Source organism: Cryobacterium lyxosi (assembly GCF_004403345.1).
In the GTDB taxonomy this organism is placed as follows: domain Bacteria; phylum Actinomycetota; class Actinomycetes; order Actinomycetales; family Microbacteriaceae; genus Cryobacterium; species Cryobacterium lyxosi.
This window is the reverse complement of the sequence record NZ_SOGT01000008.1, coordinates 195,030-210,843: the sequence shown is the minus strand read 5'-3', so window position 1 is coordinate 210,843 and position 15,814 is coordinate 195,030. Positions and strand designations below refer to the sequence as shown.

The 15,814-nt window shown below is 62.1% G+C and carries 15 protein-coding genes; 11 read left to right on the top strand and 4 right to left on the bottom strand.

The annotated features are described in order from the left end of the window. Nucleotides 1-101 precede the first annotated feature (101 nt). The 3 genes from nusG (at nt 102) to rplA (ending at nt 2,420) form a co-directional block, all read left to right on the top strand. Entirely contained in the window at nt 102-1,070 is a 969-nt protein-coding gene (nusG, locus tag E3T27_RS07195) for a transcription termination/antitermination protein NusG (RefSeq protein ID WP_134572075.1), read from the top strand. A 123-nt stretch (nt 1,071-1,193) separates the two neighbouring features. Beyond that, entirely contained in the window at nt 1,194-1,625 is a 432-nt protein-coding gene (gene rplK / locus E3T27_RS07190; protein WP_092106326.1) for a 50S ribosomal protein L11, read from the top strand. Nucleotides 1,626-1,730: 105 nt separating this feature from the next. Continuing rightward, nucleotides 1,731-2,420, top strand: a complete 690-nt coding sequence (rplA, locus tag E3T27_RS07185) for a 50S ribosomal protein L1 (protein WP_104192468.1) — start codon at nt 1,731-1,733, stop codon at nt 2,418-2,420. A gap of 81 nt (nt 2,421-2,501) precedes the next feature. Here the strand turns inward: rplA and E3T27_RS07180 are convergent, their stop codons facing one another. The 3 genes from E3T27_RS07180 to E3T27_RS07170 all read right to left on the bottom strand — a co-directional run bounded on the left by E3T27_RS07180 (nt 2,502) and on the right by E3T27_RS07170 (nt 6,785). Then, nucleotides 2,502-3,935: an aminobutyraldehyde dehydrogenase gene (locus E3T27_RS07180; protein ID WP_134572074.1), complete on the bottom strand. Its 1,434-nt coding sequence runs from the start codon at nt 3,933-3,935 to the stop codon at nt 2,502-2,504. 202 nt (nt 3,936-4,137) lie between these two features. Beyond that, complete coding sequence (locus E3T27_RS07175; RefSeq protein WP_206750157.1) at nt 4,138-5,022, bottom strand: ATP-binding cassette domain-containing protein; 885 nt, start codon at nt 5,020-5,022, stop codon at nt 4,138-4,140. Between the two features lie 281 nt (nt 5,023-5,303). Beyond that, nucleotides 5,304-6,785, bottom strand: coding sequence for a helix-turn-helix transcriptional regulator (locus tag E3T27_RS07170; protein WP_104196844.1), 1,482 nt, complete (start codon nt 6,783-6,785; stop codon nt 5,304-5,306). 263 nt (nt 6,786-7,048) lie between these two features. Between E3T27_RS07170 and aceB the strand changes: the two genes are divergently transcribed. The 6 genes from aceB to E3T27_RS07140 all read left to right on the top strand — a co-directional run bounded on the left by aceB (nt 7,049) and on the right by E3T27_RS07140 (nt 12,589). After that, entirely contained in the window at nt 7,049-8,722 is a 1,674-nt protein-coding gene (aceB, locus tag E3T27_RS07165; protein WP_104196843.1) for a malate synthase A, read from the top strand. 250 nt (nt 8,723-8,972) lie between these two features. Then, nucleotides 8,973-9,533 carry an alternate-type signal peptide domain-containing protein gene (locus tag E3T27_RS07160; protein WP_241992175.1) on the top strand — a complete coding sequence of 187 codons (561 nt, stop codon included), beginning with the start codon at nt 8,973-8,975 and terminating at the stop codon, nt 9,531-9,533. 300 nt (nt 9,534-9,833) lie between these two features. Beyond that, the gene (locus tag E3T27_RS07155; RefSeq protein WP_134572072.1) at nt 9,834-10,412 is read left to right on the top strand and encodes an alternate-type signal peptide domain-containing protein; all 579 of its coding nucleotides are present in this window, start codon (nt 9,834-9,836) and stop codon (nt 10,410-10,412) included. Nucleotides 10,413-10,450: 38 nt separating this feature from the next. Further along, nucleotides 10,451-11,119: a signal peptidase I gene (locus tag E3T27_RS07150; protein WP_241992162.1), complete on the top strand. Its 669-nt coding sequence runs from the start codon at nt 10,451-10,453 to the stop codon at nt 11,117-11,119. Between the two features lie 192 nt (nt 11,120-11,311). Further along, nucleotides 11,312-11,992: a hypothetical protein gene (locus E3T27_RS07145; protein WP_134572070.1), complete on the top strand. Its 681-nt coding sequence runs from the start codon at nt 11,312-11,314 to the stop codon at nt 11,990-11,992. Between the two features lie 84 nt (nt 11,993-12,076). After that, nucleotides 12,077-12,589: a signal peptidase I gene (locus tag E3T27_RS07140; protein WP_134572069.1), complete on the top strand. Its 513-nt coding sequence runs from the start codon at nt 12,077-12,079 to the stop codon at nt 12,587-12,589. Here E3T27_RS07140 and E3T27_RS07135 read toward each other — a convergent pair. Beyond that, on the bottom strand, nt 12,586-14,022 hold the full coding sequence (locus E3T27_RS07135; RefSeq protein ID WP_134572068.1) for a cryptochrome/photolyase family protein: 1,437 nt from the start codon (nt 14,020-14,022) through the stop codon (nt 12,586-12,588). The two genes, E3T27_RS07140 and E3T27_RS07135, sit on opposite strands and share 4 nt — an antisense overlap. Before the next feature lie 476 nt (nt 14,023-14,498). On the opposite strand from E3T27_RS07135, the gene E3T27_RS07130 reads away from it, so the two are divergent. Both E3T27_RS07130 and E3T27_RS07125 read left to right on the top strand, forming a co-directional pair. Further along, nucleotides 14,499-15,128, top strand: a complete 630-nt coding sequence (locus E3T27_RS07130; protein ID WP_104196836.1) for an alternate-type signal peptide domain-containing protein — start codon at nt 14,499-14,501, stop codon at nt 15,126-15,128. A 93-nt stretch (nt 15,129-15,221) separates the two neighbouring features. Next, nucleotides 15,222-15,755 (top strand): hypothetical protein, encoded by a 534-nt coding sequence (locus tag E3T27_RS07125; protein WP_134572067.1) that lies wholly within the window; start codon nt 15,222-15,224, stop codon nt 15,753-15,755. Nucleotides 15,756-15,814: the final 59 nt, after the last annotated feature.

Below are 15,814 nucleotides of genomic sequence, written 5' to 3'. Positions count from 1 at the left end.
GAGCCCCACCGGCATCCGCTTTGGCGGAACGCCTGCATTATCGGCATGGAAACGTGTCCAGACAACTTGCACACGTAGAACAAATTAGGGATTGAGATTTAGTGACTGAGACGAAGCACGACGATGTCGACTGGGCCACTGCCGCCGAGCAGTCCTCTGAAGAAGACGAGGCACAGGAGGGCAACACCCTTGCCGCCGACGAAGACTCCGTAGAAGCTGCCGAGCAGGCGGCCTTGCACGTCGCCGACGAAAGCGACGATGTCGAGATCAATCTCGATGCCGCACTCGACGCCCTCGCCGGATCCCCCGACCCCGAAGCTGATGCCATCGTCGATGACGCCCTCGACATCGATTCGGCCGAAGAGGCCGAGGCCTCCGTCGAAGCCGTCGAAGACGAAGACGAGCTCGTCACGGCCGACGCTGGTGTCGAGACCGAAGCAGATGCCGACGCCTCGATCGACCCGTATGAAGCCTTCCGCAAGGAACTTCGTTTTCTGCCGGGCAAGTGGTACGTCATTCACTCCTACGCCGGATTTGAACGTCGGGTCAAGTCGAACATTGAAAACCGCAAGCAGTCCATGGCGATGGAAGACTTCATCTACCAGTGCGAAGTTCCCATGGAAGACGTCGTCGAGATCAAGAACGGCCAGCGCAAGATGGTCACCCGCGTGCGCATCCCGGGCTACGTGCTCGTGCGTATGGACCTCGACGAGGACAGCTGGTCGGTTGTTCGCCACACCCCCGGTGTGACCGGCTTCGTCGGCAACGCCCACAACCCCACGCCGCTGCGCTTCGAAGAGGCCTTTGGCATGCTCAAGGGACTCGTGGAGATTGTCGAAGCCCCGACCAAGGCTGGCGGCGCCCCCGGAAAGTCGGCGCAGCGCGTCATCGCGGCCGAGGTCGACTACGAAATCGGCGAGACCATCACGATCAAGGAAGGTTCGTTCGCGGGCCTGCCCGGTTCGATCAGCGAGATCAAGCCGGAGAGCGGCAAGCTCATCGTGCTCGTCTCCCTGTTCGAGCGCGAGACCCCGGTCGAGCTCAGCTTCGACCAGGTCACCAAGCTCTAACCAATCAGAACGGATGCCCCGCCAGGGTCATCCACGCTGGTTTCCCAAAACCACCGGGGCCCATCCGGGCCACCGGGAGAGCGGCCCCCGGGCTGCTCGCACATCAATACGAAGGACAACACAATGGCACCGAAGAAGAAGGTTACAGGTCTGATCAAACTTCAGATCAAGGCCGGCGCAGCCAACCCCGCACCGCCCATTGGGCCGGCACTGGGTCAGCACGGCGTTAACATCATGGAGTTCTGCAAGGCCTATAACGCGGCGACCGAAGCTCAGCGCGGCAACGTCATCCCCGTTGAGATCACCGTCTATGACGACCGCTCATTCACGTTCATCCTGAAGACCCCGCCCGCAGCGGAGCTCATCAAGAAGGCCGCTGGCGTCGCCAAGGGCAGCGGAACCCCGCACACCGTCAAGGTTGCCAACCTCACCCAGGCCCAGGTCCGCGAGATTGCTGAAGCGAAGATGGTTGACCTCAACGCCAACGACATCGACGCCGCCGCGAAGATCATCGCCGGAACCGCCCGGTCCATGGGCATCACGGTCAGCGCGTAAGCACACCCCACATCAGCGCCTCGCGGCGCCTGTGCACCCTTAGCAATTAGTGGAAGAGCCTGCCAGGCTCGCACCACACTCTGAAGTACATACAGGAGATTTCACATGGCAACCAAGTCAAAGGCGTACCGCGCCTCCGCCGCCAAAATCGGCGAAGACAACGTCTTCACCCCGGCCGAGGCCGTAGCCCTCGCCAAGGAGACCGGCTCCGCAAAGTTCAACTCCACGGTTGAGGTCGCCCTCCGCCTCGGCGTCGATCCTCGCAAGGCCGACCAGATGGTTCGTGGAACCGTCATCCTCCCGCACGGCACCGGCCGCACCGCCCGCGTCATCGTCTTCGCAACCGGCCCTGCCGCCGAAGCCGCGATCGCAGCCGGCGCCGACGAGGTTGGTGGCGACGAGCTCATCGAGAAGGTAGCCGCTGGCTACACCTCGTTCGACTCGGCCGTCTCGACCCCCGAGCTCATGGGTAAGGTCGGTCGTCTCGGAAAGGTGCTCGGCCCGCGTGGTCTCATGCCCAACCCGAAGACCGGAACCGTGACGCCCGACGTCGCCAAGGCCGTTTCCGACATCAAGGGCGGAAAGATCGAATTCCGCGTCGACAAGCACTCCAACGTGCACTTCGTCGTCGGCAAGGCCTCTTTCTCGGTTGAGCAGCTGAATGAGAACATTTCCGCCGCGCTCGAAGAAGTTGTCCGTCTCAAGCCGAGCTCATCCAAGGGCCGTTACATCACGAAGGGCGTCGTCTCGACCACCTTCGGTCCTGGCATCCAGCTCGACGTCAACAGCATCTAAGGCTCAAAGAATCTGAGCATTCGCTCGAGCAAGAAGCAGGGCCCGTCTTCGGACGGGCCCTGCTTCTTTTAACGGATGCCGCTAGCCGATGTAGCTCATGACGTGCTTGATACGGGTGTAGTCCTCGAGGCCGTACAGGGAGAGGTCCTTGCCATAGCCGGAGTGTTTGAAGCCGCCGTGCGGCATCTCCGCTACGAGGGGGAGGTGCGTGTTGATCCAGACACAGCCGAAGTCGAGGTTTTTGGCCATGCGCATCGCGACACCGTGGTTCGAAGTCCACACCGATGAGGCGAGGCCGTATTCCACGTCGTTGGCCCAGGATAGCGCCTGGGCTTCATCACTGAACTTCTGCGCGGTGATGACCGGGCCGAAGATCTCGTTCTGCACGGCCTCGTCGCTTTGCAGCAGGTCGGCGACGATCGTGGCTTCGTGAAAGTAGCCCGTGGTGCCCTGGCGGTGGCCGCCGAGTGCGAGGGTAGCGTGGTCGGGCAGACGGGAGATGACACCCTCGACCCGAGCGAGCTGCTCGGCACTCGAAAGGGCACCGAACAGGATGCCCTCATCGAGCGGGGCGCCCGTGCGGGCGTTGTCCTTGGCATAGGCGGCGAGGGCGGCGACGAACTCGTCGTGGATGCCCTCCTGCACGAGCACGCGGGTAGCGGCGGTGCAATCCTGGCCGCCGTTATAGAACGCGGCGGCGGCGATGCCCTCAACGGCCTGCTGAATATCCGCGTCGTTGAACACGATGACGGGCGCTTTGCCACCGAGCTCGAGGTGTACTCGCTTGAGATCGAGGGCGGCGGTGCCGGCGACCTCCATGCCGGCGCGCACCGAACCGGTGATCGAGACGAGCTGCGGGGTGCGGTTGGCGACAAGGGCGCGACCCGTGTCGCGGTTTCCGGTAACGACGTTGAAGGTACCGGCAGGCAGAAATTCGGAGGCAATCTCGGCCAGCATCAGGGTGGAAACCGGGGTCGAATCGCTCGGTTTGAGCACAACGGTATTGCCGGCGGCGAGGGCCGGAGCGATCTTCCAGATGGCCATCATCATCGGGTAATTCCACGGAGTGACCTGGCCGACGACGCCGATCGGCTCGCGCCGCACAAAGGACGTGTGGTCTTTCAGGTACTCGCCGGCGGCTTTGCCTTCGAGCAAGCGGGCAGCCCCGGCAAAGAAGCGCACCTGGTCGATCATGACCTCGACCTCGTCGCCCACGATGCCGGCGCGCGGCTTGCCGGTGTTCTCGCACTCGGCGTCGGCGAGTTCCTCGGCCCGCGACTCGAGCGCGTTCGCGAACCCCAGCAGGGCGAGCTGGCGTTCGCTCGGGGTGGTCTGGCCCCAGGTTTCGAATGCGGTGGCGGCGGCTTTGTAGGCACCGGCTACGTCGCCCTCGGTCGAGATGGGGGTGCGCGCAAACACCTCCTCGGTGGCCGGGTTGATGATGTCTAATTGTTCACTGGCCGAGGACGACGTGTAGTCCCCGTTGACGAAGTTGTGGAGTTCACGGATAGACATGTGGTCCTTTCGAAAAGCCGAGGAGACGGTATGGGCGGCGCTGCCCTATCGTGACGATATCGCACATCATTCGAAATCGAATCTTGAATCCACCGAGCCACGCGGGGCGGGCGATCGATCGAACCGACGCCCGGGCAGGCCTGCACGAGGGTGCTGTGCGGGGCATCCGTTTTCAGCACGAAGCCGCCTGCATGCGCCGAACCTACAAGGCCGGGCTCCCCAGCGACTCATTCTCGGACGCGTGGAGCATCGCGCGGGTGTACGGATGCTTGGGGGAGCCACACAGGTCGGCGACCGACGCGTATTCAACAATCGCACCGGTACGCACCACAGCAACACGATGGCAGATCTGGGCCGCCACCTGCACCGAGCGTGTCACGATGATCATCGTCAACTTGTGTTTGCGCTGCAACTGACCCAAGAGCTCAAGAATGTCGAAGCTGTCAGATGCGTTCAGGGTGTCGGTCGGGTCGTCGGCCACCAGCAGCTTCGGGCTGCCGGCGAGGGCATGGGCAATGTGCACGCGCCGTGCCAGGATCGCCGACACATCGCGCGCGTAAGCGGTAAAGGTATGTTCCGGATTTTCGACACCGGCCTGGCCCAGCAGATCCAGCGACCGTTCGTAGGCGGCCGGTTTCGACAGACCGCCGCGGGAACGCAGCAGTGCGGCCAGCTGGGTTCCCACTGTCATATTCGAGTCGAGGCTGTCCCGTGGGCTGCGCGGCAGGTACGCGATTTTGGTGTCGTGCAGCCGAGAGGAAGATCGTGGCGGCAGTCCGACCAGTTCGACGCCGTTGTACAGAATTGATCCGGATCGGATACTCGCCGGGGCAGGAAGTACGCCGGCGATGCTCTGTGCGACTTCGAGGGCTCCAGAAGACGCATCGCCAACCAGCCCGATGACCTCGCCGCAGGTGATGGAGAGCGAGATGCCGTGCACCAAACGCCGTGCGTTCACGTGCGCCGCCGACGAGACCTGAAGCCCGCGCACATCGAGCAGCGCCGCAGAGCGAAACCAGTGTGATGGCATGGGCGCGGTCGTTTCGGCCGGCGGGGGAGGTTCAACCTGATCGTGCGGCTCGTTCATCCACGGTTTCACCAACGGGATTCCCGCGTGCACGGCACGATTGAGATGACGCAATACACTGCGAGCGTCACACATTGTCGGCTCGCATTTCAGTAGGTCGAGACGAGCGGCGACGCGTAGGACATACCCAACCGACAATCTCTGGTGCGTGGTGCCGCAACAAGGCCACTGTTTACAGAGCGCTTATTTACGTCATAGTAATGGTATCGAAAAGTACTACCGACGACGTACCGGTTTGTTGAGTTGAGCGCGGATGGGCATCCGTAGGTTCCGTGGGCAGGTTAGTGCGGTGAGTGCGCCTCAAGAAATTCGTACACCTCGGTCTGGTCGACGCCGGGAAAGGTGCCGGTGGGCAGCGCGGCAAGCAGGCTCGTCGGGGTGCGCGCGGCCGGCCAGGATTGGCCGGCCCAGCGAACGGCTAGATTGTCGGGCGCGCGGCGGCAGCAGGATTCGTCGGGGCAGAGGGAAACGGCGCGGTTCGCCGTCTCCCTGCCTCGAAACCATTTCACGTGAGCGAACGGCACGCCAACGCTCACCGAGTACTCGCCCTCTTTGGCTTTCTCGATGCGAGAGGTACACCAGAAGCTTCCGGCCGGCATGTCCGTGTATTGATACCAGGCGCTGAACCGGTCTTCGACGTCGAAGACGGTACGAGCCGTCCAGCTGCGGCAGACGGTGGTGCCCTCGACCGCGCCCAGTGCGTCGCTCGGGAATCGCACGTTGTCGTTCTCATAGGCCTTGATGATCGTGCCGGACTCGTGCACCTTCATGAAATGCACGGGAATGTCCAGCCGCGCCGTGGCAAGGTTGGTGAAGCGATGAGCGGCCGTCTCGTAGGAGACCGCGAAGGCGTCCCGCAGGTCTTCCATGGAGATGCGCCTCAGGGTCTTGGCCTCGGTCAGCATGCGCACCGCGTCCCGCTCTGGCAGCAGGATAGCGGCGGTGAGATAGTTGGTCTCCACCCGTTGGCGCAGAAATTCAGCATAGTTTTTTGGCTCTTCGTGCGCGCAGAGGTGGCTTGCGAAAGCCTGCACGATCGGCGAGCGGGAATCTCGTGATGCCGAATGCTGGGTGGGTAGGTAGATGCGCCCGTTGCGCTTGTCGGTGACCGACCGGGTGGAGTGTGGTAAATCGTTCACATAGTGCAGCGAAAAACCCAGGTGGGTGGCCATGTCGGCGACGAGCTGCTGCGACACCGGACCGCCGGAGTGCCCGACTGCGGTGAGCAGCTCGAGGGCCTGCGCCTCCAGCTCGGGAAAGTAGTTATCCTGCTGACGCATGATCTGGCGCAGCGCGGAATTGGCCCGTCGGGCCTCCTCCGGAGTCGCGGCGCGTTCGCGGTTGAGCCGGTCGATTTCATTGTGCAGGCTCAGGATGGTCTGCAGAGTTTCGTCGCTCTGGCCTTTGCTCACTCGAATGCGGGGGAGTCCCAGGGCCTGGAATACCGGCCCGCGCTGGGCGCGCTCGACCGAGATTTCCAGGGCAGCACGCTCGGAGGGGGCATCCGTTCGCATCAGATCCTCGACGGTGGTGCCGAGGGCGAGGGCGATCGTGCGCAGCATGGAGAGACGCGGTTCGCGCTTGCCGTTCTCCATCATCGACACCTGCGACGGTGCGCGGTCGATCGCGGCAGCGAGGGCGTCGAGCGTCATACGCCGCGCGGTACGCAGCTCCCGGATACGACGCCCCAGCGTGAGCGCGTCAAGTTCCGGTTCATCACTGCTGAGAGAGGAGAGCGCGGCGAGGGCTTCTGCGGGGACCATAACGTCAGTGTCGCAGATCGCAAAAGTTTCCACAATCAGAAGAACAAGGTTTCTTCTGCCCAATTATTATGGTTTGACCCGGCCCCGGTCGGGCAGAGTAAAGGCACAGGCAAGTACCGCTGTCGAATCGTGATGGCACACCCCTACACTCGCTCATTCGGCTGAAGCAGAACAGCTCCACCCTCCCGCCACCTGAGATCGGGCGAACCGCACCAATGGCTCGACCGCTGTCACTACCACCTACTTTCGCAAGGAGCCAGATCATGAACACCCCGAATCCCACCCTCGATCAGGCGGTCAGCTCTGCTACCGTGAAGACGAGCACCGGCAGCTTCGCCACGATTCGTCCGCACCTCGAGGTCACTGGCCCGCTCGGAGACCGCTACGACGAGATCCTTACCCCGGACGCCCTCGAATTTCTCGCCGAGCTACACGAGCGTTTCGCCGGAACCCGACACGACCTGCTCGCCGCTCGGTTGCAAACTCGAGTGGATGCCGCGAATGGTCGCGACCCCCGGTTTCTCAGCGAAACCGAGAGTATCCGTTTGGACCCGACCTGGAGCGTTGCCGGAGCCGGACCTGGCCTGGAGGATCGCCGGGTGGAGATCACCGGCCCGACCGACCGCAAGATGGCTATCAATGCCCTCAACTCGAGCGCCAAGGTCTGGCTCGCCGACCAGGAAGACGCCACAAGCCCGACCTGGACCAACGTGATCGAGGGCCAGCTGACCCTGTTCGACCAAGTGCGCGGTCAGCTCAGCTTCACGAGCCCCGAAGGTAAGAAGTACGAGATCACGAACGAGTCGACGCCGACCATCGTGGTGCGTCCGCGAGGCTGGCACCTCGTTGAAAAGCACATCACCTTCGTTGATCGCGCCAACCGCCGCATGAAGTCCTCGGGAAGCCTCATCGACTTCGGGCTGTACTTCTTTCACAACGCTCAGAAGCTCATCGAGAACGGGACCGGCCCATACTTCTATCTGGCCAAGCTGGAGAGCCACAAGGAAGCGCGCCTATGGAATGACATCTTCACCTACGCCGAAGAGCGTTTGGGCATCGAGCACGGCACCATCCGTGCCACGGTGCTGATCGAAACGATCCAGGCCGGCTTCGAGATGGAAGAAATTCTCTACGAACTGCGCGACCACTGCGCCGGTCTGAACGCCGGACGCTGGGACTACATCTTCAGCATCATCAAGACTTTCCGGTCCCGGGGCAGCCGCTTTGTTTTTCCGGACCGCAAGCAGATCACCATGACGGTGCCCTTTATGCGGGCGTACACCGAATTGCTCGTCGCCACCTGCCACCGTCGCGGAGCCTTCGCTATCGGCGGGATGAGCGCCTTCATCCCCAACCGCCGCGATCCGGCGGTCACCGAGCAAGCTCTCGCCCAGGTCGCCGCGGACAAGAAGCGTGAAGCCACCGACGGTTTCGACGGTTCCTGGGTTGCCCACCCCGACCTGATCCCGACCGCTCAGGCTGAGTTCGACACGGTTCTCGGCGACCGCCCGAACCAACTCGAGCGCACCCGCCCCGACGTGAGCGTGACAGCCGCCCAGTTGCTGGACGTTGCGTCGGTCGGCGGCCAGATCACTGAGGCGGGCGTGCGGGGCAACGTACTCATCTCTCTGCGGTACATCGAGTCCTGGCTGCGTGGGGTCGGCGCCGCGGCGATCGATAACCTCATGGAAGACGCCGCTACGGCGGAAATTTCCCGTTCGCAGCTTTGGCAGTGGATCCACGAGAACTCGGTCACCGCCGAGGGGCGCCGGATCGACTCTGACTGGGTTGAAGAGGTGCTCGACGAGATCGTCGACGGCCTCGAGCGTACGCCCACCGACCGCTTCGACGACGCACTCACGGTGCTGCGTACCTCAGCGCTCGAGCCGGAGTTTCCGACCTTCCTGACGGTCGGAGCGTACGCCCGCTTCTTCTAACTCATTCGACGTTCGCGAAAACGGGCAGACAAGTACTTCACCCCGGCATCATCACAGGGGTGAAGTACTTTTCTGCCCATTTTTCGTGAAAGAAGACCCATCGTTCCATCCCCCAGTCTGGGGGGGGCTTGGCCACCCAACGGGGGTATACATGAGAATGTCTCATCTCTAGTGTTCTGAATATAGATGATGAATAAAATTCATCATCTCACCTTGGGACTGACAATTGAGAGGCACAATCGTGAACAAAATGCTCACAGGATCCATCGCTGGCGCTGCCGGCGTTGCTCTTCTCCTCGGCGGCGCGGGAACCTTCGCGCTGTGGAATGACGACGCGGCGATCGCCGGTGCAACCATCAACGCTGGCACGCTGACGGTCGAAGCATCGAACAGCGCCTGGAGCGATGATCAGGGCGCCATCGACGACCTCGCGAATTACCTCATCGTTCCGGGCGACACGCTCACCTATGTCACCACACTGACTGTGGACGCGCAGGGCGACAACCTTCATGCCACCCTTAATGTCCCCGAAAACCCGATCGCGACCCCCGTCAGTGATGCCGACGAGGACTTGGCGCTCAGCACGGCTCTCGCGGTGACGACCTCGCTCACCACCGTTGAGGACGGGGTAACTGTGGAGAGCCTCGCCGAGGACGGTTCCTTTGACGTCAACGCGTCCGAAGGAACTCAGGAGTACCACGTGACTGTCCTGGTCCACTTCCCGAGCGGTGCCCCAGATTACAACAACGATGCCCAGGCAGGGAGCGTCGATCTGTCCGAGTTCGACGTCACCGTCACGCAGACCCCCTAGGACCTCGGCGCCCCACGAAAGGAGAGTCGCGTGAAATCGCAGGTGCGAGCGCGACTCTCCCCGTGGAGTCCGGTTAGCCGGAATGTAGTTCAAAAATAAAACTCGGCGATTGAATGACTGTCGCCGGCATCGACGCAGAACGCCAAGACCTACTTTTCCACCGGTTTGGGACCCGCCAACAGAGGGCGTTCCATCCTCGGGCGGGGACCCCGGTGCGGTCTTGCACTCCCCAAGGTCTCCGCGCGGCAAACGGTAGAGACATCTCCTCGGTTCACCTCGATTTTGGAATGGAAGATTTTCATGAAGCGGATCCTCACCGGTTCGATCGCCGGCGCTACGGGTATTGCACTTCTTCTTGGCGGGGCGGGAACCTTCGCGCTCTGGAATAGCTCCGCGGCCATTGCCGGCGCTCCCATCACTGCCGGCACGCTGACGGTTGAGACTGAGGACGTTGTTTTCTGGACCGACCAGTACGGCACCGAGATCAATATGCAGAGTTATAAGATCGTGCCCGGCGACGTCCTCACGTACACATCATTCCTCGACGTAACAGTACGAGGTGACAACCTCCATGCTCGAATAGCTATCGACCACGGCTCGATCAGCTCTGCGAACTCTGATGCCAGCAGGGCGCTCAAAATCCTCCTCGACAAGTCGACCAGTGTGTCGGTGGACACCGACGACTTAATAGGCGTCCCCCATGACTTCAGCGACGATCAAACCCGGTTCGACCTGAGCGAAGGCGACCACATGCTCCACGTTACGGTCACGATCGAATTCCTAGAGAGCTTTGAAGACGTTGACGTTGACGACGACGATGCGAAGAACGCATCGGCCCTCTTGTCCAATCTCGGCGTGACTCTCACGCAGACTCCGTAGCCGCTCATTACCGCTGAGCGCTCACGAAGGGGAGTCGGGTGAAACCAGAAGCTGTGAGCGTGAATCTCCCCGCCGACCTGCATCCACTGCCCAAACAGGTCAAGCGGGCCGCTGGCCTGTGGCGCCAGATCAGTTTCGCATTGAGTCTGGCCGTCTTACTTTTGGTAATCGGTCTCGCCGCCGTGCTGATCGTCGTGCCGAAGGTCACTGGGTCGATCCCGCTTACCGTGCTCACCAGCTCGATGGAGCCGGGATTTCCACCCGGCACGCTGGTTATCGTTCGGCCCGTTGCAGTTGAGGACGTGGCCTTGGGGGACGTGATCACCTACCAAATGGAGACGGGAAAACCCGGCGTCGTTACCCACCGCGTCATTGCGATCAATATGACGGCGGGTGAGCGCACGTTCGTCACGAAGGGTGACAACAACGGTGCGGCCGATGCGTCTGCCGTGCTCGAAGGGCAGATTCAAGGCCGGCTCTGGTACTCCGTTCCGCTGATTGGCTACGTCAATAATGCGGTCAATGGCGCCAATCGAGCCTGGCTTATTCCGGTGGCCGCTTCATTGCTGTTCGCCTACGCGGGCTACATGATCCTGGCCGGCGTCATGGGCAGCGTGCGCAAGCGGCACGGAGCTGGCCAGTCGGGCGGGACGATGCGCGACTCGGCTGCCGCTGATTCTGGCCTGGATGCCGACGAACGAAGCTAGAAAATCTACTTCTATCCGTTGCGGGCTCGTTTTGAGTGCCGCCGCCGGCAGGCGTCCCGGCCCTCAGATTGGGGGTCAGTGATACCCAATGGGGGGCATACATGAGAGATCCTCGACCCTATGGTTCTGGATGGGGATAGTGAAAAACTTTCATTATCGCCTCTAAAACTGACAATTTGAGATGAGACTGACGTGAAACTTATGTTAAACCGCAAGAAAGCCATTATTGGGGCCGGGGGCGTTGCCGTTGCATTGACCATGGCACTCGCGGCATTAGGGCCGACCGGTGCGTACTTCAGCGATACCGCGCAGGGTGAAGTGAGCGGCACCGTCGGCTCGATAAAGATCGCCGGCGCTGACGGCACCGGTACCGATTCGCTCAATCTGGCCTACACAAACCTGCTGCCGGGAACGACCCAGACCGTCGCGTCGCGCTACGTGAACACGGGTCTGAACGCTCAAGACGTCTGGGTTGTGTTCAACGACAAGGATGCTCTCCACGCTCTGAACGACCTCGGGACCTATGGCGAGTTTCACGTGGCTGCGAACGGCAAAGCGCTCTTTGACTCCGCCAACCTCAGCGATGACCTGGATGACGTTGAAAAGCCGAGCTGTGGGACTCTCGCGCCAACCGGATGCTGGCCGGTTCCGACGATGATCAAGCTGGAATCGAACCTGGCACCGACAGCTGTCGGCTCTGTCTCCTTCACCTTCGGATATGCGGCAAAGATGTCTGGCCAGTCGAAGCTGGGCGGCGGAGTCTGGAACTCCTACCCGGTGAAGACGGTTCAGACGCCGGACGCGGTAGGTGCTCATAACGGCCTTCCATATCAGCTCGTCGCGACGCAGGTCGGACAGAAGCCGGGCCAGTAGGGCTCGATGAAGTGGCTCGGACGTCACTGCCGGGTAGCGGTGTCCGAGCCATTTTTCAATCCATTTTCGAGCTGAAGGAGCACCGTGAAGCGATTCAAGGGCACCGTGATTCTGCTGCTCGTGCTGGTTGCCGTACTCACTCCGGTAACCCTGATTGCGACGGGCGCGCTGCCGTATCGGGCCTACGTCGTGCGCACCGGGTCGATGGCGCCTACCATTTCGCCGGCGAGTGTGGTGATCGTCGAGGCCGACCAGTATGAGGTCGGGCAGGTCATCACCTTTCGGCGTCACGGTGATCGCACCACGCACCGACTCGTGGCCGTCAATGACGATGCAAGCCTCACCACCAAGGGCGACGCGAATGATGAGGTCGACCCGTTCACTGTGCCCCGATCTGATGTCATCGGCGGTATGACCGCGTTCGTTCCCAATCTCGGCTATCTCGTGGTCTACCTGCAGAACCCGCTCGCCCTCGGCTCCCTCATCATGTGTGTGCTGAGCCTGTGGTACGTCGGCTCGTCCGAAGAGAAACCCGAGGCAAAACGAACCAAAGGTTCCATGGAGAAGACAGCAGCCGCGGCCGTTCAGGTCGCCTAGTTTGCTGACTGGGCCTTGACCCTCTCGTAGGCGGCGAGGGCGGCTCGGCGCGTTTCGCCGAGGTCGACGAGGGGTTCCGGATAGGCATCCGTGCCGTACTCGGGCACGTATTCCCGGATGTACTGCTGGTGCGGGTCGAACTTGGCCGCCTGCAGATTGGGATTGAAGATGCGAAAGTAGGGTGCAGCATCCGCTCCGGAGCCGGCCACCCACTGCCAGCCGAAGGGGTTGCTCGCAGCGTCGGCATCGACCAGGGTGTCCCAGAACCAGCGCTCTCCTTCGCGCCAGTCGACCAACATATTCTTGATCAGGAATGATGCGGTAACCATACGTACCCGATTGTGCATGCTTCCGGTGCGCCACAGTTCGCGCATCCCGGCATCGACGAGCGCGAAGCCGGTGCGGCCCTGTTTCCAAGCGGCGAGTGCACGCTCGTCGACCGGGGGCCACGGGAAAGCATCGAAGGCGGGACGCAGGTTTGTCGTCGCAAGATCGGGGGCGTGAAAGAGCACGTGGTAAGTGAACTCGCGCCAGCCGAGCTCGGTGAGAAATCGGGTCGCGCTCGTCAGCGCGGGGCCGGAGAGTTCACGCTGAGCCTGCTGCGTGGCGGCCCAAACCTGATGCGGGCTGATCTCGCCCCAGCGCAGGTAGGGTGACAGACGCGATGTGGCGTTCTGGGCCGGTTCGTCACGTTCGGCGGCGTAGCGAGGGAGCGCCTCGGAGAGAAAGCGCTCGAGCATTTTCTGAGCGGATGCCTCGCCCGGCGTCCAGGCGGCGCGCAGCCCGGCGGCCCAGTCGGGCGCACTGGGCTCGAGGCCCCAGTCGTTCAGGTTGTCGGAGTCGAGGCCGTTTGCCGCGTTGCCGCCCGTCGAGCTGGCAATGCTGGTGGGCGCCGGGTACGGCGCGCGCGGCGGTGGGCCTGCTGTGCAGGAACGCCAGAACGGCGTGAAAACCGAGTAAGGGCCGCCTTGCCCGGTCTGAACCGTCCAGGGTTCAAACAGGAGCGAACCCGCAAAACTGTGGGTGTCCACGCCGCGCCCGCGCAGCTCGGCCTTGATCGCGGTGTCGATCGTGCGTTCTGCCTCGCCGTAGCGGCGATTCCAGAAGACCGCCGCGGCATCTGTGTCGTGCACGATCTGGGCGATGATTGCGGCCGCAGCACCCCGGCGCAGGATGAGGCGCCCGCCGAGCTTTTCGAGGGTCGCAGCGAGAGATCGCAGGCTTTGGTGCAACCACCAGCGTGCTGCACCTCCGAGCGGACGCACGCCGGGAGATTCGTCGTCAAACACGTACACGGCCACGATCGGTCGTTGACGGGCCAGAGCGGCGTGCAGGGCCGGATGGTCGGCGACCCGCAGATCGTCGCGGAACCAGACGATGACGGGGCCGGCGGGCTCGTCGGGTTGGGGGGTGATGGCGGGGGGTGCAGTCATGGGCGTCTCCTCCTGAGAACTCCAGTGTGGACCCTTCCAGCGAGTAGACCAATTCGGAGGTAGAACGCTCTGTATTGGGCCGGTCTTCTATGGCTCGCCGAGGCAGCTAAGGCGCCAAAACCTCGGTATGTCTATAAAAAACTACGAAAATCTGCTCAGAATTCTCTGAATGCTGGATAAAAGCACCGTATTCGCTCAAAAACCTTATTCCCTATTCTGGGGGTTTGAGCAGGACAGACATATCCGTCTGTCCCATCTAGTGTGTGAATCGCGGATGGGGCTACAGCCGAAAAAATCATCGGCGAGTTGTCGCAATTCATGGCTTGATACCCAGAGCCGTGGCTGCCAGCCGCAACAACGGCGTGCTTACCCCACGCCGGCCACGTGGCGGGTTCTCTTCCCGTTGCTCCACGCCTGCCGATTTCTGGCCTGCGATCACCCGAAGTTTTCAGACCAGTCCTCGAAGGGTTTTACTCATGAACAAGCTCACCAAAGGCGCGATTGCCGGCGCTGCCGGTCTGACCCTGCTACTCGGCGGCGGCACGACTTTCGCACTGTGGAACTCCTCGGCGGAGGTTTCCGGCGGCACGATTGTTGCCGGTAACTTGGCCGTTGCCCCCAGCATGGTCGACGGCGTCGAAGCCGTAGGAACCTGGATCGTGAAGGACGGAACCGCCGCCGGCAGGGCGATCCCTGTGTTGTCCAATTTCACAGCCTCGCCCGGTGATGTGCTGGTGTACACCAAGTCCATGCACATCACGGCCAGTGGCGATAACCTCGTCGCCGAGCTGGCGCTTGCCCCGGGTTCGATCGTTGCTTCAGAGACGAGTGTTCCTGCCGATGTGAATCTCGCGGAGTATCTCGTCGGGACCGCGGTCTTGACAGCGGATGGTACTGGAATTAGCGACAACTACTTCGAGGCCTACCGGATGGTGACCACCGGTCCGACGAAATATGTCGTCACGCCCGGAACGGGAGTGGTCGATGAAGACGTCACCGTCGAGGTGACGATCACGTTCCCGAACGGCGCCTTGGGTCTTGAGAACACCATGATGCTCGGTTCGGTCGCCCTGCAAGACATGGCGGTCACGCTTACCCAGCAGTAACCGGTCTGTGCCGGGGTGCCCACCACCCGACGAGGGCGCCTCGAAAACGGCCAGCACGCAGTGTCCTTTCGATTCGCGAAAGCCGGTGATCTTTTGAAAACGTATCTACTCGCAAGCGCGGCGATTCTGGGTGCTACCCTGCTGGCGACGGCCGCTGTTGGCGGAACCTATGCCCTTCTCAACTCAAGCGCCTCGGCCGGTCAGACGGTGACCATTCAGGCTGGATCGGCAGCCGTCAGCATCACGTCACCCCTCGTGCTGTCGGACGCCCAACTGTATCCGGGAGCGAGAAATGTCGGCACGGTCGAAGTGCGAAACGATGGCACTGTGTCGCTCGCGCTTCGGCTTTTTGGACTGACGCCGCCGACGGCCCAGACCGCATTGTCTGAGGACTTGGTCATAGGTGCTCGCACAGTGTCGGCGGCGAGCGAGTGCACGTCGAGCCTGACACCGACCATTACCGGTACTTTCCGTTCCGCGCCGGTTGCCGAGCTCGGTACCACCCTCGCCCCGGGGGCTACGGCAATGCTCTGCGTCTCGGTGGTGCTTTCAGCGGATGCCCCGAGCGCCAGCCAATCCCAGACTGCGACCAGTTTCGGACTTTTAATTGATGGACGACAGGTCTAGCCCGTGAAATTGCATCGTCACTTTCCGCGTTCCCTGCGACGAAGAACAAGGCGCCCGAC